This window comes from Oceanisphaera marina, assembly GCF_014643915.1.
Taxonomy (GTDB): Bacteria; Pseudomonadota; Gammaproteobacteria; order Enterobacterales; family Aeromonadaceae; genus Oceanimonas; species Oceanimonas marina.
Genome location: NZ_BMKE01000004.1, coordinates 30,207 through 52,791 on the forward strand (window position 1 = coordinate 30,207; position 22,585 = coordinate 52,791).

Below are 22,585 nucleotides of genomic sequence, written 5' to 3' on the forward strand. Positions count from 1 at the left end.
GGCCCACCGGAAAAGGCCGTGATAAGCCAGCTGGACGATAAATGTTATTACATAATGCTACGTATTTGGTCGTGTTGACACAAAGTGACGCACCAAAGCGCAAACATTGCTTAAATAACGATAAAAACGCGTTATGGGTGTCTGTAGCATTAGCGTTGGTGTTTTAACGACTAGGCTAGGATAATGATCAATATGGGTTGTTCAGCGTAGTTTTGGATCGTAACAACAGCATTCAGGGAAGAAGGCCGGAACTTACCGGTATTATAGTCAGGGATTTTTGATGAAATTTACCAATCAGCTTACTGCCACTATCAGTTTGTGCATATTGGCGGCCGTGATGATGGTGCTGATAGGGGCTGGTATCAGCTTCTATCAAATGGGGGCTGTTTATCAGCAGCGCCAGGTCGACTCGGTAGTGCGTCTGGTGAATGAAACCTGGAAAACCGGAACCGAGCAGCAAGAGATTATCGATACCTGGCTGCCGGCATTTCTGGATGTTAACGATATCATCGACTTGGTGGTGTTGCAGGAAGACAAGCCCCTGTATCGCTATGATGCACCGCAGTCGTTGTCCGCCAACGAGTTGTCACTGGAATATCAACGCTCGCTAAGTGCCTACCCTCAGTTAAGCCTTCAACTGGTGCTGCGGCCACCTTTCTACCAGTTGGATCATTCCATGGCCGCGCTGTCTGGCGTTACCGGGGCTATCTTGCTGGTGTTTCTGGGCACCCTGTTTATTTTACGCTGGTTCAGGCGTCAGTTGCGTGGTGCCGAGCTACTCGATTTGCGTGGGCAGTTTATTCTGCAGGGAAAGCTCAAGTTACTGCAGCATGATCCCAAGGAAGAGTGGCCGCATTTTGCCAGCCAGGCATTGGACAAGCTACTGCTTGAGCTTAAAGACGCGGGCAAGGAACGCAGCCGGTTCGATACCTATATGCGTGCCAATGTGTTTGTGGACAAGAAAACCGGTATCGGCAACCGGGTATTCTTTGATAATCGGCTGGAGGCGGCACTCAACGATTCTGCCAGTCATTCCGGCGCCTTGCTGTTGGTCGAACTGCAGGATCTGGAACAAATCAATTATCACCTGGGATACGAGCGTGGCGATGAAATATTGTCTTCCGCCTCCATTTATTTAAGCCACTTCATTCGTCGTTTTCCCGGCGCCCTGCAGGCGCGTTATAACGGCAATACCTTTGCCTTGCTGTTTCCCAACCTGGTGGAAAGCGAAGCCCTGGAAGCCGCGCGGCAGGTAATGAAATTATTGCGCCGGCTGCACTGGCCAGATGATGTGAGTGATCCTGCCCTTTATATCGGTGGTGTCTGTTTTCGCTATGGAGAGCAGTTGCTGCAGGTTCAGGAAGAAGCCGAATTGGCTCTGCGCAGTGCGGCCCTGCAGGGAGGTGACGGCTATTTTATGTACTACAAGGGCGTTACCGAAGAAAGCATGGGCAAGGGCACAGTGCGCTGGCGCACCCTGCTGAGTCGCCTGCTGGAGCAGGATTTGATTATGCTGGACCGCCAAGGCGTGTTTACCGACGCAAAAAAGCCACCCATCAAATACGAGCTACTGGCTCGTATTCATGATGAGCAGGGGCGGGAATTGTCGGCGGGGCACTTTTTGCCGATGGCGGAAAAATGCGGCTTGCTGAAAGAGCTGGACAAGGCGCTGGTGGTGCGCGCACTGGCACTGTTACAGCAAGATGAGCAAGAGACGACTTTGTCGCTCAATGTCTCGGCAGACAGCCTGCTGAACGGTGACTTTCATAGTTGGCTGGTATTTGAGTTGATCCAGCGGCCCAAGTCGATGCTTAACCATCTGGTGATTGAATTGTCGGAGGCCCAGGTCAGCCGTCATTTTCAGGCGCTGAGCAAACCCCTGCGTGCTCTCAAGGCATTGGGATGCCGGCTGGCGGTTGATCATGCGGGGCAGGATGTGGTGAGTGCGCAATATATCAAAGACTATGAGCTGGACTATCTTAAACTGCATTCCAGCCTGGTACGGGACATCAACAGCAAACCCACCAACCAGATGGCGGTAAGAAGTTTGATTGGTAATTGTGTCGGCACGCAAACCCAGGTGATTGCCATGGGCGTGGAAAATGCTGCCGAATGGCAGTGTTTGTCGCAATTGGGAATCCACGCCGGTCAGGGCTACTTTTTCGCCTGTCCAGAGCGCTTAGCGCAGCCCTTGCGTGCCACGAGCTCCCTGCAGGCCCCCGGTGTGAATAAACACTAACCGGCTGCCCGCAGGGTAGACACCGGCAGCAATATCGCGAAACAACCCCAGCAGCGCCTTGCCGCTGTAAATGGGCTCTAGCGGTATGCCAAGTTGGCTGGCCAGTGTGTCGATCTCGGCTCTATCACTGGCGGAGCATTTGGCGTAACCGCCACCATGATGGTCAAGCATCAGCTGCCAGCCGGCGTCCTGCGCCGCCGGTGGATACAGGCGACAGATTTCATCGGTTAACCAGTGGGCTCCCTTCAATACCGCATAGCCCCTTACCCTGCAGTGGGCCGAGCGGGCCGACAGCAGTCCCGCCAGGGTGCCGCCGCTGGCCACCGGTAATATAACTTCATCTATCTGCTGCTCTGCTTGTCTCGGCTCTTGCCATAACTCTTGCCACAATTCGGCCACGCCGGGTAAGGCCAGGGCGCAGCTGCCACCTTCAGGCACCATTAGGTAACCCGGGTAGCGGAGCGCCAGTTCGGCCAGCCAGTCGGCATCCTGGCGGCGGCGATATTGCTGGCGGTCGACAAATTCCAGTGTCATGCCCCAGTGGCGGGCGTCGCTCAGGGTGGGATTGTGACGGCTGCTTGCTTCTCCGCGAACGATACCGACGGTGGGCAGGCCCAGCTGATGACCTGCCGCGGCAAGGGCATGCAGATGATTGGAGTAGGCGCCGCCAAAACTGAGGATGCCGAGGGCTTGATCCGACAGGGCCTGGCGCAGTATATATTTTAGTTTGCGCCATTTGTTGCCGGAAATCGTGGGGTGCAACAGATCATCACGCTTGAGCCAGAGTGTCAGACCGTGTCGAGACAGCAGCGGATGGCATAGCGGTTGCAGCCCTTGAGGTGAGGAGGGTGATGAATAGAGGCGGTGCCATGAAGATAACGTCATCACGAAAAATAAAATAAAAGGAATAATTGGCTAAGTCTAGGGAACTTATTGTTTTATTGAAACTCATACCGGCTCATGTGTGGTTTTAGGTATGCTTGTTCCTTGCCAGTAATAGGCTGCATTGATAAAGTTAGCCGCACTTTTTCTGCTTTCTTAATCCAGGGTCTCCTTCAGCATATGTTTAAAAAGCTAAGAGGCATGTTTTCCAACGATCTTTCGATCGATTTGGGCACGGCCAACACACTCATCTACGTTAAAGATCAAGGCATTGTTCTTAACGAGCCTTCTGTTGTGGCCATTCGCCAGGAGAGATCCGGCCAAAGCCAAAGTGTTGCCGCCGTCGGTCATGCTGCCAAACAAATGCTGGGCCGAACCCCGGGTAATATTGCGGCCATTCGTCCCATGAAAGACGGCGTGATTGCCGATTTTTATGTGACCGAAAAAATGCTGCAGCACTTTATCAAACAGGTGCATGACAATAATTTCTTTCGCCCCAGCCCTCGGGTTCTGGTGTGCGTGCCTTGCGGCTCTACCCAGGTAGAGCGCCGAGCCATCAAGGAATCGGCGCTGGGCGCCGGTGCCCGCGAAGTCTACCTGATTGACGAACCCATGGCGGCGGCCATAGGTGCGGGCTTGCCCGTGTCCGAGGCAACCGGCTCCATGGTGGTCGATATTGGTGGCGGTACCACGGAAGTGGCGATTATCTCGCTGAACGGTGTGGTGTATTCGCAGTCGGTACGAATAGGCGGCGATCGTTTTGACGAGTCTATTATCAATTATGTGCGCCGTAACTATGGCTCCTTGATTGGTGAAGCCACGGCCGAGCGTATCAAGCACGAAGTGGGTTCTGCCTATCCGGGCGATGAAGTACTGGAAATTGAAGTACGCGGTCGTAACCTGGCAGAAGGGGTGCCCCGCAGCTTTACCCTTAATTCCAACGAGATTCTGGAAGCACTGCAAGAGCCGCTGTCGGGTATTGTGAGTGCGGTGATGGTGGCGCTGGAGCAGTCTCCTCCCGAGCTGGCGTCGGATATTTCCGAGCGCGGTATGGTACTGACGGGCGGTGGTGCCCTGTTGCGTGATCTCGACCGTTTACTGATGGAAGAAACCGGCATTCCGGTCGTTGTGGCTGACGATCCCATGACCTGTGTGGCCCGTGGTGGCGGCAAGGCATTGGAGATGATCGACATGCATGGCGGAGACTTGTTCCATTACGATTAATAACGAGGCCGAGCTGCTCGGCCTGTCTATTGCCCCATGAAACCGATTTTTGGTCGAGGTCCCTCTCTCCCTATCCGCCTGGCGTTGGCGGTGGTGTTGTCGTTGGTACTGATTATTGCCGACAGCCGCTACCAAAGCTTTAACTGGGCCAAGGTGTACCTCAATTCATTGGTCAGCCCCTTGCAGTATATGGCGAACAGTCCCCGGATCCTGCTTGATTCGGCATCCAGCCAGTTGATGTCGAACCAGGCGCTGCTGTCCCAGTCACAACGACTGGAGCAGCAGTTGTTTTTGCTGCGAGATGATTTGCTGCGCCTGCGTCATCTGGAGCAGGAAAACAAACGGTTGCGCGACTTGCTGGGATCACCGGTGCGTTTCGATACCCGCCGCATGGTGGCTGAGATTATGGCGGTCGACACAGATCCCTTCTCTCATCAGGCGGTGATAGACAAAGGCAGCCTGGAAGGGGTGTTTGAAGGTCAGCCGGTACTGAACGAGCAAGGGGTGGTGGGCCAGGTGATTTCGGTGGGTAAAACCACCAGTCGCGTGTTGCTGATCACCGATACCAGCCATGGTATTCCGGTGCGGGTGGCGCGTAACGACATTCGGGCCATTGCCAGCGGCAGTGGCCAGCTGGACCGACTGCTGCTGCACAATATCACCCGCAATACCGATATCCGAGAAGGCGACATACTGCTGAGTTCCGGCCTGGCGGGGCGTTTTCCGGAAGGTTACCCTGTGGGGCGGGTCAGTCGCGTTGGCTACGAAGAAGGTCAGCCCTTTGCCGATATCCGGGTACAGCCTTTTGCCGCTTTGGACCGGGTTCGCTATTTGTTGCTGCTGTGGCCTGCGCCCAGAATCATTGATGTGGATGCCGCGGTCGCCCAGCGCCCCGACACCGGTGAGCAAGTATCCCAATGAGAACTTTTTCTTTTAAAGGACGTTTGGTCATTGCCGTCAGTTTACTGCTGGCGCTCATTTTATCGATTCTGCCGCTGCCCGATCTCATTGCTCCCTTTCGACCAGACTGGCTGCTGGTCACCCTTATTTACTGGACCATAGCCCTGCCGCACAGGGCCAACGTGGGCACGGCGTTTTTTTCCGGTCTGGTGCTGGATGTGCTGCTGGGTTCCGTACTGGGCATACATGCACTGGCGCTGGTGATCCCGGTGTATTTAGCGGCCTACCAGTTTCAGCGCATGCGTAACTACTCGGTCTGGCAGCAGGCTTTTGTAGTGGGGGCGCTGGCCATTATCAACAAGCTGTTGATCTTCTGGGCCGCCTACATGAACCGGGACGTGCAGCTCGACTATCATTACTTCTGGTCCATCGTCAGTAGCATGGTGTTCTGGCCGTGGATCTTCCTGCTGTTGCGCAAATGTCGTCGCCAGTTTGCCCTGTCCTGAGATTGTCTATGATGCCCCGGATTTATCTTGCCTCTGCTTCTCCTCGCCGCCGTGAACTACTTGCCCAATTAGGCGTGACCTTCGAGTTGCTGCTGCCTCGGGTTGAAGAGTGCCAGGCCGATGAAGATGCCGCTACCTATGTACTGCGCCTTGCCCGTGACAAGGCGCGGGCCGGTCTGGCCATGGCGCCTCAGTCTCTTCCTGTGCTGGCCGGCGACACCATAGTGGTACTGGACGGTGATGTGCTGGAAAAACCCCAAGATCAGGCAGACGGTTATGCCATGCTGCGGCGCTTGTCTGGCCGTACCCATCAGGTAATGACGGCGATGGCGCTGGCATGCCCCCAACAGCTGATAGACGTGACCGTTTGCACCCAGGTGACCTTTCGCGAGCTGAGCGACGCCGATATTGCGCGATACTGGGCCAGTGGCGAACCCACCGACAAGGCTGGCGGTTATGGCATTCAAGGGCTGGGAGGGCGCTTTGTCACACGCATTAATGGCAGCTACAGCGCCGTGGTCGGCCTGCCATTGGTAGAAACAGAAGCCCTGTTGCGCCAGGCCGACGTGCTGTTGGACTGATGATTCGGGTCTGTTGCACTTTACGGTTAAACGAGGTTGACGAAAAACGCGTTTGGCCGACCCCGCAGGTTTGCAAAAATCACCCTGAAACATCAACCGTCCCTCAACCCACCGTCATTCTATGGTAGTTTAGGGAACATTAACTTCTTCTATGGACGGTGCAAGCATGTCGGCAGAATTGATTATCAATGTGACTCCCGCAGAAACGCGAGTCGCGCTAGTAGAAAACGGAATTCTGCAGGAAGTGCATGTCGAGCGTCAGTCACGCCGCGGTATTGTCGGCAATATCTACAAAGGCAAAGTCAGTCGGGTGCTGCCCGGCATGCAGGCCGCCTTTGTCGATATTGGCGGCGAACGAGCCGCCTTCCTGCACGCCTCGGATATAGTGCCTCACACCGAATGTGTCGATACCAAGGAGCAGGCGCATTTTCAGGCTGGTAACATTGCCGAGCTGGTCCGTCAGGGCCAGTACATAGTGGTGCAGGTAGTCAAGGATCCACTGGGCACCAAAGGCGCCCGACTGACCACGGATATTACCCTGCCTTCCCGTTATCTGGTGTTTATGCCTGGCAGCGCCTACGTAGGGGTGTCGCAGCGTATCGACTCGGAGCAAGAGCGCGATCGGCTCAAGCAAATCGTGGGTAGCTATGTGGATGAGCAGGGTGGTTACATCATTCGCACCGCCGCCGAAGGCGTAGGTGAAACCGAGCTGGCACAGGATGCGGCTTTTCTTAAGCGCTTGTGGCGTAAAATTCAGGAACGTCGCGGCAAGACTTCTTCCTGCTCCATGTTGTATGAAGATCTGGGGTTAAGCTGTCGTATCGTACGCGATTTTGTGGGGACCGAGCTGGACCGGATCCGCGTTGATTCTCGCAGTACTTGCGATGCACTGGGGGGCTTTGTCGAAGAGTTTGTGCCTGAATTGTCGGGTAAAATCGAGTATTATCACGGTGAGTCGCCCATTTTCGATCTTTATGATGTGGAAAATGAAATTCAGCGTGCGCTGGACAGAAAGGTCGAGCTCAAGTCCGGTGGTTATCTGATTATCGATCAAACCGAAGCCATGACCACGGTCGACATCAATACCGGTGCCTTTGTTGGCCATCGCAATCTTGAAGAAACCATTTTCAACACCAACACCGAAGCCACTCAGGCCATCGCCCGTCAGCTACGGCTGCGTAATCTGGGCGGTATCATCATCATCGACTTTATCGACATGTACGATGCCGATCACAAACGTCGGGTGCTGCACAGCCTGGAAATGGCGCTGGCAAAAGACAGGGCCAAAACCAACGTCAATGGTTTTTCTCAGCTGGGGTTGGTGGAAATGACCCGCAAGCGCACCCGAGAGAGTCTGGAACATGTACTGTGCGGCGCCTGCCCCGAATGTAATGGTCGGGCGCGGGTAAAAACCGTCGAAACCGTCTGCTACGAAATATTGCGTGAAATCACCCGGGTCAACAAGGCTTACGATGCCGACAAGTTTGTGGTCTATGCCGCACTGGCGGTGGCGTCTGCGCTGCAAGAGGACGAGTCGCACATGCTGGCCGAACTGGAAGTCTTTATCGGCAAGCAAGTGAAAGTCAGTAGTGAACCTCTGTATAACCAGGAACAGTTTGATGTGGTGATGATGTAGTGTCTGTGGTGTTTCGGCGAAGCGTGAACTGGGCCTGGCTAAGCCTGGCCGCGACGGCAGTGTTGCTGGCGGTGCTGGTGACGCTGTTGCGCTTTGGCTCGCCCTGGCTGGCCAGCTGGCAACAACAGTGGCTTGGGCAACTGCTTGATGAGCAGCAGTTTACCCTGGAGGTGGGACAGCTTGGTCTCAGCTGGCAGGATTATGGCCCGGTACTGGTGGTGGGCCAAGTAAGCCTGCATCAGGAAGATGCACCGGCTATTACCCTGCGGCGGGCTCTGGTGAATGTCCAGCTGTGGCAAAGCCTTCGCCAGTGGCGGCCGGTGTTGAACGAGCTGACGCTGGAAGGCCTGCGACTTCCCATTACTCTGGGGGCAAATGCCGACGCCAAATCGCAGGCCATCGACTGGAATGGCTTGCAGCATCTGGTGCTGGAAGGGGTTGAGCAGTTTTCTCTGCAAGACGCCTTGCTTACCGTCAGCAGCCCGGACAAAGACTTGTTCGAACTGCACCTTCCCGATTTACACTGGCAAAATGCCCCCGGCCTGCATCAGGGCCAGGGGCGGCTGGGCTTTGGCTCTGATGTCAGCCAGCAATTTCAGCTCAGCAGTCATTTTACCGGGCCACTGGATCGGCTGGATGGCAGTATTTATCTGCAGGCCGATGGCGTAGATGCATCCGAGGTACTCAGCCGGATTCGGCCTGACGATTCGGCAGTAAGCGCGAAGGTAAACTTCGAATTCTGGCTCGAATGGCAGCAGGGGCAACTGAGTGCCGGTGTGCTTGAGCTGGGTGAAAATCGCCTCGGTTGGGGCGAACAGCATCAGGTTGCCATCAAAGGGGGCCGCATTCAGTGGCAACCCACCTCGGCGGGCTGGCAATTGGCCAGCAGTAATATCGATATTAGTGTGGATGACGAAGCCTGGCCGAGTTGGCATGTGCAGCTGGACCGGCATCAGGATCGTCTACAGGGGTATCTCAACCGCCTTACCTTTACCGACCTGGCGTTATTGGCCCAGTGGGGTGAAAGCTTCTGGCCCGGTCCGGCCCGGCAACTGGCGGGCATAGCGCCACGCGGTGAGCTGACCGAGGTGTATTTTTCTGCCGACGCCAATGCAGACCATTGGCGCTGGCAGGGCGAGCTGCACGACATCAGCACCCAGGCCTTTGACTGGGCGCCGCAAACCCGGGGGCTGAATGGTCATTTCGTGGTGGCGGCAGACGGCGGAGAGCTGAATATTCAACAGCAAGAAGCTGTCGACTGGACCTTTGACGAGGCGTTTCGGGGGCCCTGGCCCATGCAGCGATTGTCTGCCGAGCTGCAATGGCAAAAACAAACCGAGGGATGGCTGCTGTGGAGCCGCGAGCTGGAGGTAGACACCCGGGATCTCACCTTGCAGGGCTGGTTCAGCCTGCTGCTGCCCCGGCAGGCGTCGCCTTTGCTCAGTGCCTCGGCGCGCGTAGATGTGCTGCGAGCAGAGCAAGCCTACAGTTATTTTCCCGAGCCGCTGATGGGGCCGTCCTTGGTGGACTATTTGCAAGGCGCCATCGTCGGCGGCCAGGCTAAAGGAGCCGAGGTGCTCTGGTATGGCCGGCTCAGAAATTTTCCCTATCACGACGGCAAGGGTATTTTTCAGGCGCGGGTGCCATTGCGTCAGGCACAATTCCGTTTCGATCCCCATTGGCAGCCCTTGTCGGACTTAAGCCTGGATTTGCTGTTTGAAAACGAGGGCCTTTATATGCAGGGCAGCCAGGGCCGGCTAGGGGCGGTCAATGCCAGTGCCATCGATGCCCGTATCGTTCCGCTGAACGAAACCGCCAAGCTGGAGCTGAGTGCCGAGATCAGCGGTGAAGGCGAAGCGGTAACCGCCTATTTGCAGGACTCTCCACTGGCCAGCTCCGTGGGCATCACCCTGGAGCAGGTACAAGTAAGCGGCACGCTGGCTGCCCGTCTGGCCCTGAGCATTCCATTGCATGGGGGTGAGGTGGGGGTTGATGGACAGGTAGATTTTGCGCGTAACCAGGTGCGGGTCAAGCCCCTTGATTTACCGCTGCGTGAGGTGAGTGGTCGTTTGCTGTTTGACAAGCAGCAAACCCAGTTCAAGGATCTGCAGGCCCAGTGGAATGGACAGCCATTGCGGCTGGATTACACTGGCCAGGATACAACAGAAGGTTATGAGGTAAAGCTGGGAATAAAGGGGCAGTTGCAGGCAGCAAAGCTGCACTCCTTGTCTTCGCCGTTAACGCAGTTATCCGGCACTGCCGACTGGCGTGGCCAGCTGGATTTGACCCTGCCTGACCAAGGCCCGCTGCACTACCGCTTTAGTGCGAACTCGGCGTTAACCGGACTCGGTAGCCGGTTGCCAGCGCCACTCGATAAACAAGCCGGACGTCGTCAGCCCAGCCAGTTAACGGTGACAGGCGGTGTTGAACAGGCACAGCTCGAGCTCAACCTGGGCGAACACATTCATGGTCAGGCCAGGCTGGCGTTTGCTGATTCGGGCGCTCGGGTGCAGCAGTTATGGCTGTCGGCCGGTGCCGGTGTGAATGCCGCCTTGCCCAGGGCGCCGCTGGATATCGCGGTGCGGGTACCGGATCTGCCACTGGATGACTGGTTGGCGTTACTGAGCAATCTGCAGGCGTCCTCGCCGGGTCATGACGGTGCTACGTCGGCCAAAAGCGGTATCAGCTGGCCCAGTCCGTATCGGGTGGCGGTACAGGCCAACCGGGCGCAGCTTTGGCAGCAGCCTTTGAATCAGCTTCAGTTATCCCTGACTCCCCAAAGCAAGGCTCGGCATCAGTTGCGCATTCAGGCCGAGCAGGCCGCCGGCCTGGTCAGCTTTGGCGGGGAACAGCCGTTGCAGGCCGACTTTACGCGCTTGTGGCTCGGCCAGGATTCAAAGACGGCCACATCCGCCGGCAGCAAGCCCTTTCCCGAGATAACAATAGAGCCCAGCCAGATACCGGCACTGCAGTTTCAGTGTGATGATTGTCGCTGGCAGCAGTTGGCACTGGGCAAGTTGTCATTCGAGTTGCAACCACAGCCAACAGAAAATGGCATACAGCTTGCCAACCTTGTTGTGGATGGCCCCTTGCTGCAGGCTCAGGCTCACGGCCAGTGGTTGCAGCAGCAAAGTGTTAACCTGAGTCGCCTGGAGTGGCAAAGCAGCAGTGGCTCTTTACAGCGGCTATGGCAGGCTCTGGGCAAAGAGTCGCCCTTTAGCGATACCTCGGCTCAACTCGACGGTGAATTGCGCTGGCTGGACGTGCCCTGGCAGCCCGAGCTTGCCAGCATGAACGGATCTCTGGCGGTCGACACCGGGGCCGGCGTATTACGCGAAATCAACGACCGGGGAGCCGGCCTGCTTTCCGTGTTCAGTCTGGAGTCGGTATTGCGCCGCCTGCGGCTGGACTTTAGAGATGTATATGCCGAAGGTTTTTATTTTGATCGCATCAGTGCCAGTGGCGTGCTGCGCAATGGTGTGCTGCAAAATGATGACTTGTTACTGAAGGGGGCGGCGGGCGACTTGCGCGGCCAGGGTCAGGTCGACCTGGCTGCCGAACAACTCGATTATCAATTCGAGCTGACGCCCAATTTAACCGGTAATCTACCTGTGCTGGCGGCGTTTGCCGTGACGCCGGTGGCCGGACTGTACGTGCTGGCCTTGTCCAAGGTGCTGGGGCCGGTTGTGGATGTATTTACCCGCATTCGCTATCAGGTCAGCGGGCCGCTGGCACAACCCAGTTTGACCGAGCTGGGCCGGGACAAAAAACGGGTCTCGGTACCAGAATAAACTCGGCCTCGAGCGCTCTCACCACACTCAACATGGGTGGCTGTTTGCTGTAGGCTTCATATTGTATGTACCTAGCATTCAACTTTACCATGGTGATGGGCAAGGTGTGGAGACACCATAAACAAGGAGCAGACGATGGAGTTGGTCGCGATACAGATTAATGCCGGATCCGATTGGGAGGCCAATCGATCCCGTCTGGCCAGCTTGTTGCAGCAATTACCTGCCCAGCGTCCGTTATTGGTGTTGTTACCCGAAAATAGCGTGGTATTCGGCAGCAAAAAAGCCATACAGCAAGCGGCTGAACCGCTGGGCGAAGGTCCGATTCAGGCTCAGTTCAGTCAGTGGGCGAAAGAGCTGGGCATCTGGCTGGTGGTTGGCTCCACGCCAACTCGCATCAAGGGCAGTGAACGCCTCCATGCCACCAGTCTGGTCTATAACGAGCAGGGCGAGCTGGTCGGGCACTATCACAAGTTGCACCTGTTTGATGTGGATGTGGCCGATAACCAGGGACGATATCGAGAGTCCGACAGCTTTGCGCCCGGTGATGATCTTTGCGTGATAGACAGTCCCTTCGGGCGTTTGGGGTTGTCTATCTGTTATGATTTGCGTTTTCCCGAATTATATCGGGCGCTGCGGGCCAAGGGCGCCGATATCTTACTGGTGCCGGCCGCCTTTACCCGGGTCACCGGTCAGGCGCATTGGCTGCCCCTGCTGCAGGCCCGCGCCATTGAAAACCAGTGTTATGTGCTGGCGGCTGGCCTGTATGGTGAGCAAGGAGAGCGGCAAACCTGGGGACATTCGGTGATTATCAGCCCCTGGGGAGAAGTCGAGCGCTGTTTGCCCAAGGGCGAAGGGCTGATAGTGGCGCCCATAGATACAGAGCGACTGGCCCTTATTCGTCGGCAAATGCCAGTGGCACAACATGCCCGCTTAAGCGCGGTTTGGAGAAATGAATGAGTATTGAACAAATTAACCGCAGTATTCTGGTGCCCAACGAACTGGATATGGCGTTGCTGGATGCGCAGCTGGCGCGACTGAGCCGGCATCAGATTGATTTTGCCGATCTGTATTTTCAAAACAGCGTGCACGAGTCCTGGGTGCTGGAAGACGGCATCGTAAAAGACGGCAGCTACAACATAGAGCAAGGTGTGGGCGTGCGCGCCGTCAGCGGTGAAAAAACCGGTTTTGCCTATTCCGATGAACTCACGGCCAGCTCGCTGGATCAGGCGGTGAGTGCCGCCCGGGGCATTGCACAAAAGGGCGGTGATGGTCGCTTTAAAATCGGCCAGGAGCGTCCCGTGACCAGCCGCTATATGGCGGTGAATCCGCGGGACAGCCTGACTCGCGAGCAAAAAATCGAGCTGTTACAGCAGATGGATGCCTTTGCCCGCAGCCTGGATCCGGCGGTGCATCAGGTGATTGCGTCTATTTCCGGTGTTTACGAAGAAATTATGGTGCTGGCTACCGATGGTACGCTGGCCACCGACCTGCGCCCATTGGTGCGTCTGAACTGCTCGGTACTGGTCGAGCGCAAGGGCCGTCGTGAACGTGGCGGCAGTGGTGGTGGTGGCCGAGTGGGCTACGAGTTTTTCCTGGAAGAAGTCGACGGCCAGCCCAGAGCCATGGGCTACGTAAAGGAAGCGGTACGCCAGGCGCTGGTGAATCTGGAGGCCATTGATGCCCCAGCAGGTACCATGCCGGTGGTACTGGGTGCCGGTTGGCCGGGGGTCTTGCTGCACGAAGCGGTAGGTCATGGGCTGGAAGGCGACTTCAACCGCAAGGGGTCGTCGGCCTATGCAGGGCGTATCGGTGAAAAAGTGGCGTCCAGCCTGTGTACCATAGTGGATGACGGCACCCTGGACAATCGTCGCGGCTCCTTGTCCATAGACGATGAAGGCACGCCTACCGGCTACAATGTGCTGATCGAAAACGGCATACTCAAAGGCTACATGCAGGACAAGCTGAATGCGCGATTGATGGGCATGGCGCCCACCGGTAACGGCCGTCGTGAGTCATACGCCCATCTGCCGATGCCGCGGATGACCAATACCTATATGCTGGCCGGAGAAGCCTCGCCGGAAGATATCATCAAGAGCGTGAAGAAGGGCATTTATGCCCCCAACTTCGGTGGTGGCCAGGTCGATATTACTTCGGGTCGATTCGTGTTTTCTGCTTCCGAAGCCTATCTGATTGAAGATGGCAAAATCACGGCACCCATCAAGGGCGCGACCCTGATTGGTAACGGGCCAGAGGCCATGAGCCAGGTGTCCATGGTGGGTAACGACCTGGCCCTGGATGCCGGCGTGGGTGTATGTGGCAAAGACGGCCAGAGCGTACCGGTCGGCGTTGGCCAGCCCACCCTGAAACTGGACCAGCTGACCGTGGGTGGTACACAATAAGAGACAGCTGTCAGCGGTAAGCTTCAAGCTATCAGAAAAAGATCACTGCACTTTATGCTAGGGCGTTTCAGCAGCCAGATACAGAGTTAACTTTTTCTGGCGCTGAAATCAGCCCCCTCATTATCAAAAAAGGCACCGCATCTACTGATGCGGTGCCTTTTCTTTAACTGACAGCTTACGGCTGACCGCTGTTTTTTTATTCTTCTTCAATATTCGTTTTCAGATACTGAAACAACTCGCGGTAGGCGGCGGGTGGCAGGCCGGCGGCCAGCTCCTTGCGGCCGGTGCGAGCCAGCTGGCGCAGTTTTTGCCGATCCAGATGACGGTGCTCGAACATCAGCGCATTCACGCCTTTATCACCTTCCTTGATCAGGCGGTCACGCCACTGTTCCAGCTTGTGGAACTTGGCGTTGGCCACGGCGCTTTTATGCTCGAAGCCGGCCAGTGCCTTTTGAATGTCGGTCACGTCCCGGGTGCGCATCAGTTTGCCGATATAGGCCATGTGGCGGCGCAGACCTTCCCGCTTGTTATGAAGTTTGTGTGCCAGATCAATGGCTTCCTGCAAATCTTCATCAAGAGGAACCTTGGCCAGTTCATGGGGCTGAAGCTTGACCAGTGTCTCGCCCAGCTTCTGCAGGGCGCGACTGTCACGCTTCATTTCACTTTTACTGACCCACTCTATTTCATCGTCTTGCTCTGGGGCATCGTCATGGTGGCGCATAGCTTTTCCGTCTTTATTAAGAATTACATATATATTAACAGCTTCTCCCAAGGCGCGCAGGGGTCTGTTATGCTAACTGCAAACTGAGCCAGCGATATTAATCATGACCCCAGCAGATATTCAAAACGAACAGCGCCAGCTAGAGCTGGCAGTAGAACAGGCACTCGCCAGCGCCAAGCGCCTGGGTGCCGACACCGCCGAGGTGTCGATCAGCAAACAAACCGGCTTGTCGGTGAATACCCGCAACGGCGAGCTGGAAAATATCGAGTTCAATAAAGACGGTGCACTGGGCATCGCAGTCTATCGGGATGGCCGTAAAGGTTCGGCCTCTACTTCCGATTTACGGCCCGACGCCATCGCCCGTACCGTGGCGGCGGCGATGGACATTTCGCGCTATACCACCGAAGACCCGTTTTCCGGTTTGGCGCCTGCCGAGTCATTGGCCTGGGATGCCCCCGAGCTGGAGCTGTGTTTTCCTCATCCTCTTGAGCCCGCCGATGGCATCGAGCTGGCCTTGCGCTGTGAACAGCAGGCGCTGGGCCGCGATCCGCGCATCAAGCAGTCGGACGGCGCCAGTTTCTCGACCAATCTTGGCATCAAGGTCTACGGCAACAGCCACGGCTTTATCAAAGGCTATGCCGGCAGCCGCTTTGGCATGAGCTGTGTCTTGATCGGTGAGCAAGACGGCGATATGCAGCGTGAGTATGGCTATACCTCGGCGCGTAGCTTCGACGACCTCTGGACGCCAGAGCAAGTTGCCGATGAAGCGGTCAGCTGCACCCTGGGCCGCCTGGGTGGGCGCAAAATAGGTACTACTCGCGCGCCTGTGCTGTTTCATCCCGACGTAGCCGCCAGCCTGTTCGGTCATCTGGTGATGGGCATCAGCGGCGGCAACCTGTATCGGCAGTCATCCTTTTTGCTCGATACCCTTGGGGAACGCATTTTCCCCGACTGGTTCGATATTCACGAGCAACCGCACCTGCACAAAGGGCTGGCCAGCTCGCCGTTCGATAACGAAGGCGTGCGCACCATAGACAGGCGCATTATCGAGCAGGGGCGGCTGCAAACCTATTTGCTGACCAGCTATGCGGCGCGCAAGATGAATATGGAACTCACCGGCCATGCGGGCGGCATTCATAACTGGACCATCGCCAACACCGGTCAGAGCCATGAGCAACTATTGAAAATGATGGGCACCGGCCTGCTGGTGACCGAAATGATGGGCCAGGGCGTCAATATCGTGACCGGTGACTACTCACGGGGCGCGGCCGGCTTTTGGGTCGAGAACGGCGAGATTGCCTATCCGGTGGAAGAGATCACCATTGCCGGTAATCTGAAAGACATGTTTGCCGGTATTCAGGCGGTGGGTACCGATGTTGAAACCCGCTCCAGCCTGCAAACCGGCTCTGTGTTGATCGATGAAATGAAAATCGGCGGACAGTAACTGCAGAGAATTGGGACTGGGGACTGGTGATTAGGGATTAGCTACGTTTATCGCCAATCTACTATTCCCTATTCCCTATTCCCTATTCCCTATTCCCTATTCCCTATTCCCTATTCCCTATTCCCTATTCCCTATTCCCTATTCCCTATTCCCTATTCCCTATTCCCTATTCCCTATTCCCTATTCCCTATTCCCTATTCCCTATTCCCTATTCCCTATTCCCTATTCCCTATTCCCTATTCCCTATTCCCTATTCCCTATTCCCTATTCCCTATTCCCTATTCCCTATTCCCTATTCCCTATTCCCTATTCCCTATTCCCTATTCCCTATTCCCTATTCCCTATTCCCTATTCCCTATTCCCTATTCCCTATTCCCTATTCCCTATTCCCTATTCCCTATTCCCTATTCCCTATTCCCTATTCCCTATTCCCTATTCCCTATTCCCTATTCCCTATTCCCTATTCCCTATTCCCTATTCCCTATTCCCTATTCCCTATTCCCTATTCCCTATTCCCTATTCCCTATTCCCTATTCCCTATTCCCTATTCCCTATTCCCTATTCCCTATTCCCTATTCCCTATTCCCTATTCCCTATTCCCTATTCCCTATTCCCTATTCCCTATTCCCTATTCCCTATTCCCTATTCCCTATTCCCTATTCCCTATTCCCTATTCCCTATTCCCTATTCCCTATTCCCTATTCCCTATTCCCTATTCCCTATTCCCTATTCCCTGGTCAGTGAATCAAGAGCAGGGTCGCCAGGCCCAGGAAGGACAGCAAGCCGATAATATCGGTGATGGTACTGAGTGCCATGGAACCGGCGAGCGCGGGGTCGATATTGAACTTGCGCATCACCAGCGGAATCGCGGCACCGGCCAGCCCGGCGACCGACAGGTTGATAAACATCGCCAGGCCAAGCACCATGCCGATTTGCCAGCTCTCTTTCCAGAAGCCGACCACTATGGCTACCATCAGTGCCCACAAGATGCCGTTAAGCAAGCCCACTAGCGCCTCTTTGGTCAGCAACCAACGGGCGTTGCTGTTACCGATATGGCCTACGGCCATGCCACGGATCACCAGTGCCAGGGTCTGATTGCCGGCAATGCCGCCCATGGAGGGCACTATGGTCATCAATACCGCCAGGGTAGCCAGTTGTGACAAGGTGGCTTCAAACATATTGGACACGCTGGCGGCCAGCAGGGCGGTACCCAGGTTGATGGTCAGCCAGATGGAACGACGTCGGGCACTGGTGAGCACGGGGGCAAAGGTGTCTTCGTCGTCGTCCATTTTCGCCATCGCCATCATGGTGTGCTCGCCATCTTCACGAATGATATCGACCACATCATCTATGGTGATCCGACCCATCAGTTGATAGTTTTCATCCACTACCGGGGCCGACAACCAGTCGTGCCGCTCGAACAGCTTGGCTGCCTCGGTATCGCTCATTGTCAGTGGAATGGCTTCCACCTGAGTGTCCATGGCTTCGGACACGGGAGTGTCGGGATCCTGTACCACCAGGCTGGCCAGCGAGATATCGCCCAATAGCCGGTTGTTCTGATCGACCACATACAGGGTGTCTGTGCCTTCCGGCAATTCGCTGTGCAACCGCAGATAACGCAGTACCACTTCTATGCTGATATCGGAGCGTACGGTAATGAACTCGGTGTTCATGATGGAGCCGGCGGTATCTTCCGGATACGACAGCGCCTGTTGCGCCCGTAGCCGGTCTTGTTCGTCCATTTCCGTCAGCACCTGGTTCAACAGCTGCTCGGGCAGGTCGCGCAGCACATCGGCCAGATCGTCCGACTCCATGTCTTCCAGAGCGGCGGCCAGCTTGCTGGGCTCCATCAGTCGTACTATGCCGTCTCTGACTTCTTCCGAGAGTTCTTCGAGAATTTCGCCGTATTCATCGGGATCGATAAGCTGCCATAGCACTTTACGGCTGGGAGTCGGAGACGCTTCCAGCAACCAGGCCACATCACCCGGGCGCATTTGCTGCAAACTACGCCGAACGTGCACGAACATGCCGCTGTTAAGAGCCTGGGTTATGTTGACCAGATGATCTGGGGTGCTGGGTTTTTCGGGGGATTCTGTCATCTGGTGTTCCGCTTAAATATGAAACGGCTGAGCAAGTTTTGTTATTCAGCCTCGTTGAAGCGGTCGGCGACAAGACGAGAAACGGCGTTCATGGCCGCTTCGGCATCCTGACCTTCGGCGACCACTCGAATGGCGTGGCCCTGGGCGGTTTCCAGCATCAACAGGCCCATTACACTATTGGCGGGGGCCTGTTTTTCCTGGCTGCATACGGTGACGGTGGCATCAAATTGTTGTGTCAACTGTACCAGCTGAATGGCGGCGCGGGCATGAAGCCCCAGCTTGTTGACGATTTGGAGATCGCGCTCAATTCTCGACATATTGCTTTTCCAGGGTGCGGTGGCGCAGCTGCACGCTCTTGCCCATTTTTTTAAACGATTGGGCCAGCTGCTCTACCAGATACACGGATCTGTGCTTGCCGCCGGTACAACCTATGGCCACGGTGACATAGCTGCGATTGTTGCGTTCCAGATGCGGCATCCAGGTGACCAGCAGGTTTTCAATCTGCCACAGGTATTTGGTGACTTCAGCCTGGCTGTTCAGGTAATTGGCCACCGGCTCGTCCCGGCCGGTAAAGGGCCTGAGCTCGGCTATCCAGTGGGGGTTGGGCAAAAAGCGGGCATCGAACACGAAGTCCGCGTCTTGCGATATGCCAAACTTGTAGCCAAAGGATTCGAACACCCAGTTCAATTCACGCTCTTTCTTGCCCAGAATGCGGGCGCGAATGATTTCGCTAAGATCATGAATACTGAGATCCGAGGTGTCGATGCGTAAATCCGCTTCCGAAGACAGGGGAGACAGTAAGTGGGTTTCCCGGCGAATGGCTTCATCCAGTGTCAGGCTGAGTCGTGACAGGGGGTGGAGCCGGCGGGTATCGCCAAAGCGGCGGATCAGTGCCGCATTGTCGGCATCAATAAAGATGCTGGACAAGCTCACGCCCTCCATGGCGCGGACCTCAAGCAGACAAGCTTCCAGCTTGTCACTGCTATCAGGCAGGTTGCGTACGTCAATACTCACGGCAACTTCACCGGGTTTGTCGCGGCGCATTTTAACCAGGTCGGGTAGCAGCTCTACCGGCAAGTTATCGACGCAGTAATAGCCCAAATCTTCGAGTACCCGTAACGCGACGGTTTTCCCCGAACCAGAACGACCACTGACGATCACCAGCTGCATAGTATCCTCCTCAGGAAGAAATCATGATTTGATAGAGTTCGTCATCACTGCTGGCTTGACGCAACTGTTTGCAAATTTGTTTGTCACTGAGTTTTTCTGCAATCAATGACAGGGTTTTAAGGTGCTGTTTGCACTCTTGCTCGGGAACTAACAGAGCAAAGACCAAACCGACCGGCTGGTTGTCGATAGCATCGAATTCCACCGGTTCGGCAAAGGTGAGTAACACCGCGGTTGCCCGGTTTTCATCGCTGATGCGGCCATGAGGAATGGCGATACCATTGCCTATGCCGGTACTGCCCATTTTTTCTCGTGCCAGCAGACAGTCAAACAACTGTTGACTGCTGACATTCAAATGCTGGGCAGCCAGTTCGCTGATGATTTCCAGAGCGCGTTTTTTGCTCGTGCAGGGGACTACACTGCGCGTGCAGTCCCTGCTCAGTATGTCGGCGACTTCCATGGTTATTTTTGCTTGAGCTTCTCTTTGTGTTTGATGACTTGACGATCGAGTTTATCGAACAGACCGTCAATGGCCGCGTACATGTCTTCATGTTGAGCATTGGCAAAAATTTCGCCGCCGCTGAGGTGAATCTTGGCTTCTGCCACTTTCAGCAGTTTTTCCAGGGTGAGAACGACGTGTGCGTTGGTCATGTTGTCGAAATGACGCTCCAGTTTGGAGAACTTGCTGTTTACATAATCACGCAGCGAGTCTGTGATTTCTACATGGTGTCCAGTCAGGTTTATTTGCATAACGTCTTCCTTCTAGGTCTGCCTTAAATCAGGCGTTTACGCTGATTGGAAGGGGGGATGGCCAGTGACTCCCGGTATTTGGCGATGGTCCTTCTGGCCACCTGTATCCCCTGTTCGGCCAGTAATTGCGCGATTTTGCTATCGCTCAATGGCTTAGCCGGGTTTTCTGCTACCACTAACTTTTTGATTAATGCCCTAATGGCGGTGGAGGAACATTCGCCGCCGGTATCGGTTCCTACATGGCTGGAGAAAAAATACTTCAGCTCATACACCCCCTTGGGGGTGTGCATAAATTTCTGGGTCGTGACCCGCGAGATGGTGGATTCGTGCATTTCCACCACTTCGGCTACCTGGTTCAACACCATGGGTTTCATGGCCTCGGCACCATACTCAAAGAATGCCTGTTGTTGGTCAACAATACAATTGGCAACCTTGAGCAAGGTCTCATTTCGGCTTTCCAGACTCTTGATAAACCATTTGGCGTCTTGCAGGTGGTTACGAATAAACTGGCCGTCGTCCCCGTTTTTGGCACCTTTTGCCATGGCGGCATAGGTTTGATTAAGCCGCACCTTGGGCATGGCATCCGCGTTCAGCTCTGCCACCCACGCGCCTTGCTGTTTGCTGACCAGCACATCGGGAATCACGTACTCGGAGCTCGATTGCAAGATGCGGTTACCCGGCCTGGGTTCAAGCTGCTGGATCAAGGCCAGCACGTCTCTCAGTTCGTCTTCTTTCAGCTTGGTTTTGCGCTGCAGGGTGCGGTAGTCACGATTGCCAAGCAAGTCCATGTGGTGCTCAATAACCGACAGGGCTTCTTCCAGCCAAAGGGTCTCGGCAGGCAGAGACTCGAGCTGAATGCGCAAGCATTCCTGTACGCTGCGCGCGGCCACGCCGAGAGGATCGAAATGCTGGATGCGTTTGAGAACGGCTTCTACCTCGTCCGCTTCAATATCCTGCTCGCCGCCAGATACGCTGGCCAATATGCCTTCTATGTCGAGGTCGAGATAGCCGGCTTCATCAATGGCATCGATAATGGCCAGGGCGATGGCTTGGTCGGTATCACTGAAAGGCGTCAGGTGCATTTGCCACAGCAGATAATCCTGCAGGGTTTCGGTGGTTTCCCCCTGGTATACCGTTTCTTCTATGCCTTCGGGCAGGCCGGCGCTTCCGCTGCCACCGGCAGAGGCGGTATAAATCTCGTCCCACTGGGTATCCATCGGCAGCTCATCGGACAGCTTGTGCTGTTCCATGGCGGTATCGGTGGCCATTTGCTCATTCTGTTGCGGCGCCATGTCGATGGCGTCCTGATCCTCCTGTTCTTCTTGTTCGAGCAGGGGATTATTATCCAGGGCCAGTTGAATTTCCTGCTGCAGCTCCAGACTGGACAGCTGCAGCAGACGAATGGCCTGCTGCAGCTGGGGGGTCATGGTCAGCTGCTGACCCATGCGTAACTGAAGAGATGCCTTCATCGTTGAAAAAATCCTTCCATGTCAACCGCTGGGCTCACCGGCGGCAAAGCTAGAGGCTGAACTGCTCACCAAGATAGACTTTCTTGACCTGCTCGTTATCGAGTATTTCGGCCGGCGTACCGGCGGCAATACGATGACCATGGCTCACAATATAGGCACGTTCACACACATCGAGCGTTTCCCGTACGTTATGGTCGGTAATGAGTACACCCAGGCCACGATCCCGCAGGTGCAGAATGATTTTTTTGATATCGAGTACCGAAATGGGATCTACGCCCGCAAAGGGCTCATCCAATAAAATAAAGCGTGGATCCGCCGCCAGTGCCCGGGCAATTTCGACGCGCCGGCGCTCGCCGCCCGACAGGCTCATACCGATGCTGTCACGAATATGAGTGATATTAAACTCTTCGAGCAGCTGCTCCATTTTCTCTGTACGGTCAGCGGCGCTCAGCTCCTTGCGGGTTTCCAGCACGGCCATCAAGTTGTCGGCCACGCTAAGACGACGAAAAATAGACGCTTCCTGAGGCAAATAGCCGATGCCGGCACGGGCTCGCACATGCATCGGCTGATGGCTGATGTCCTGATCATCTATGGTGATGCTGCCCGCATCGCGCTGTACCAGCCCCACTATCATGTAGAAGGACGTGGTTTTACCGGCACCATTGGGGCCTAGCAGGCCAACAATCTGGCCGGTTTTTACCGTCAGGCTGACATCGGCCACCACTTGGCGTCCTTTGTAACTTTTTTGCAAATTACGGGCTTTTAAGGTCGCCATCT

At 55.5% G+C, this 22,585-nt stretch carries 19 protein-coding genes; 10 read left to right on the forward strand and 9 right to left on the reverse strand.

Translation table 11 applies throughout. From position 1 onward, the window contains the following. Positions 1-280: 280 nt before the first annotated feature. Positions 281-2,239 carry an EAL domain-containing protein gene (locus IEW52_RS03460; protein WP_188628690.1) on the forward strand — a complete coding sequence of 653 codons (1,959 nt, stop codon included), beginning with the start codon at positions 281-283 and terminating at the stop codon, positions 2,237-2,239. Here IEW52_RS03460 and IEW52_RS03465 read toward each other — a convergent pair. Next, the gene (locus tag IEW52_RS03465; protein ID WP_188628691.1) at positions 2,180-3,124 is read right to left on the reverse strand and encodes a 1-aminocyclopropane-1-carboxylate deaminase/D-cysteine desulfhydrase; all 945 of its coding nucleotides are present in this window, start codon (positions 3,122-3,124) and stop codon (positions 2,180-2,182) included. The two genes, IEW52_RS03460 and IEW52_RS03465, sit on opposite strands and share 60 nt — an antisense overlap. A gap of 177 nt (positions 3,125-3,301) precedes the next feature. On the opposite strand from IEW52_RS03465, the gene IEW52_RS03470 reads away from it, so the two are divergent. The 8 genes from IEW52_RS03470 to tldD all read left to right on the forward strand — a co-directional run bounded on the left by IEW52_RS03470 (position 3,302) and on the right by tldD (position 14,158). Next, the gene (locus tag IEW52_RS03470) at positions 3,302-4,345 is read left to right on the forward strand and encodes a rod shape-determining protein (protein ID WP_188628692.1); all 1,044 of its coding nucleotides are present in this window, start codon (positions 3,302-3,304) and stop codon (positions 4,343-4,345) included. A 36-nt stretch (positions 4,346-4,381) separates the two neighbouring features. Beyond that, positions 4,382-5,266 carry a rod shape-determining protein MreC gene (mreC, locus tag IEW52_RS03475; RefSeq protein WP_188628693.1) on the forward strand — a complete coding sequence of 295 codons (885 nt, stop codon included), beginning with the start codon at positions 4,382-4,384 and terminating at the stop codon, positions 5,264-5,266. Then, positions 5,263-5,751, forward strand: a complete 489-nt coding sequence (mreD, locus tag IEW52_RS03480; RefSeq protein WP_188628694.1) for a rod shape-determining protein MreD — start codon at positions 5,263-5,265, stop codon at positions 5,749-5,751. The genes mreC and mreD overlap by 4 nt, the downstream gene beginning before the upstream one ends. An 8-nt stretch (positions 5,752-5,759) precedes the next feature. Next, positions 5,760-6,332: a Maf family protein gene (locus tag IEW52_RS03485; RefSeq protein ID WP_308424518.1), complete on the forward strand. Its 573-nt coding sequence runs from the start codon at positions 5,760-5,762 to the stop codon at positions 6,330-6,332. A 166-nt stretch (positions 6,333-6,498) separates the two neighbouring features. After that, positions 6,499-7,968 carry a ribonuclease G gene (rng, locus tag IEW52_RS03490; protein ID WP_188628695.1) on the forward strand — a complete coding sequence of 490 codons (1,470 nt, stop codon included), beginning with the start codon at positions 6,499-6,501 and terminating at the stop codon, positions 7,966-7,968. Continuing rightward, a complete protein-coding gene (locus IEW52_RS03495; RefSeq protein WP_229667772.1) occupies positions 7,968-11,759 on the forward strand; it encodes a YhdP family protein in 3,792 nt (1,263 codons plus the stop codon). The genes rng and IEW52_RS03495 overlap by 1 nt, the downstream gene beginning before the upstream one ends. Before the next feature lie 135 nt (positions 11,760-11,894). Further along, positions 11,895-12,716, forward strand: coding sequence for a carbon-nitrogen hydrolase family protein (locus IEW52_RS03500; protein WP_188628696.1), 822 nt, complete (start codon positions 11,895-11,897; stop codon positions 12,714-12,716). After that, positions 12,713-14,158: a metalloprotease TldD gene (gene tldD / locus IEW52_RS03505; protein WP_188628697.1), complete on the forward strand. Its 1,446-nt coding sequence runs from the start codon at positions 12,713-12,715 to the stop codon at positions 14,156-14,158. Before IEW52_RS03500 ends, tldD begins: the two co-directional genes overlap by 4 nt. Positions 14,159-14,354: 196 nt before the next feature. On the opposite strand, the gene yjgA is transcribed toward tldD, so the two are convergent. Continuing rightward, positions 14,355-14,879 (reverse strand): ribosome biogenesis factor YjgA, encoded by a 525-nt coding sequence (gene yjgA / locus IEW52_RS03510; RefSeq protein ID WP_188628698.1) that lies wholly within the window; start codon positions 14,877-14,879, stop codon positions 14,355-14,357. A gap of 103 nt (positions 14,880-14,982) precedes the next feature. On the opposite strand from yjgA, the gene pmbA reads away from it, so the two are divergent. Then, positions 14,983-16,323 carry a metalloprotease PmbA gene (pmbA, locus tag IEW52_RS03515; RefSeq protein ID WP_188628699.1) on the forward strand — a complete coding sequence of 447 codons (1,341 nt, stop codon included), beginning with the start codon at positions 14,983-14,985 and terminating at the stop codon, positions 16,321-16,323. A 737-nt stretch (positions 16,324-17,060) separates the two neighbouring features. On the opposite strand, the gene mgtE is transcribed toward pmbA, so the two are convergent. Genes mgtE through lptB form a run of 7 tightly spaced genes read right to left on the reverse strand, consistent with a single transcriptional unit; the run spans position 17,061 to position 22,583 of the window. Continuing rightward, the gene (mgtE, locus tag IEW52_RS03520) at positions 17,061-18,422 is read right to left on the reverse strand and encodes a magnesium transporter (protein ID WP_188628700.1); all 1,362 of its coding nucleotides are present in this window, start codon (positions 18,420-18,422) and stop codon (positions 17,061-17,063) included. Positions 18,423-18,463: 41 nt separating this feature from the next. Beyond that, positions 18,464-18,739: an HPr family phosphocarrier protein gene (locus IEW52_RS03525; protein ID WP_188628701.1), complete on the reverse strand. Its 276-nt coding sequence runs from the start codon at positions 18,737-18,739 to the stop codon at positions 18,464-18,466. Then, positions 18,726-19,592 (reverse strand): RNase adapter RapZ, encoded by an 867-nt coding sequence (gene rapZ / locus IEW52_RS03530; RefSeq protein ID WP_188628702.1) that lies wholly within the window; start codon positions 19,590-19,592, stop codon positions 18,726-18,728. The genes IEW52_RS03525 and rapZ overlap by 14 nt, the downstream gene beginning before the upstream one ends. 10 nt (positions 19,593-19,602) lie before the next feature. Further along, a complete protein-coding gene (ptsN, locus tag IEW52_RS03535) occupies positions 19,603-20,049 on the reverse strand; it encodes a PTS IIA-like nitrogen regulatory protein PtsN (protein ID WP_188628703.1) in 447 nt (148 codons plus the stop codon). 2 nt (positions 20,050-20,051) lie between these two features. Then, a complete protein-coding gene (hpf, locus tag IEW52_RS03540) occupies positions 20,052-20,339 on the reverse strand; it encodes a ribosome hibernation promoting factor (protein WP_188628704.1) in 288 nt (95 codons plus the stop codon). Between the two features lie 23 nt (positions 20,340-20,362). Further along, positions 20,363-21,808 (reverse strand): RNA polymerase factor sigma-54, encoded by a 1,446-nt coding sequence (locus tag IEW52_RS03545; RefSeq protein ID WP_188628705.1) that lies wholly within the window; start codon positions 21,806-21,808, stop codon positions 20,363-20,365. Positions 21,809-21,857: 49 nt separating this feature from the next. Next, a complete protein-coding gene (gene lptB, locus IEW52_RS03550; RefSeq protein ID WP_188628706.1) occupies positions 21,858-22,583 on the reverse strand; it encodes an LPS export ABC transporter ATP-binding protein in 726 nt (241 codons plus the stop codon). Between the last annotated feature and the right edge of the window lie 2 nt (positions 22,584-22,585).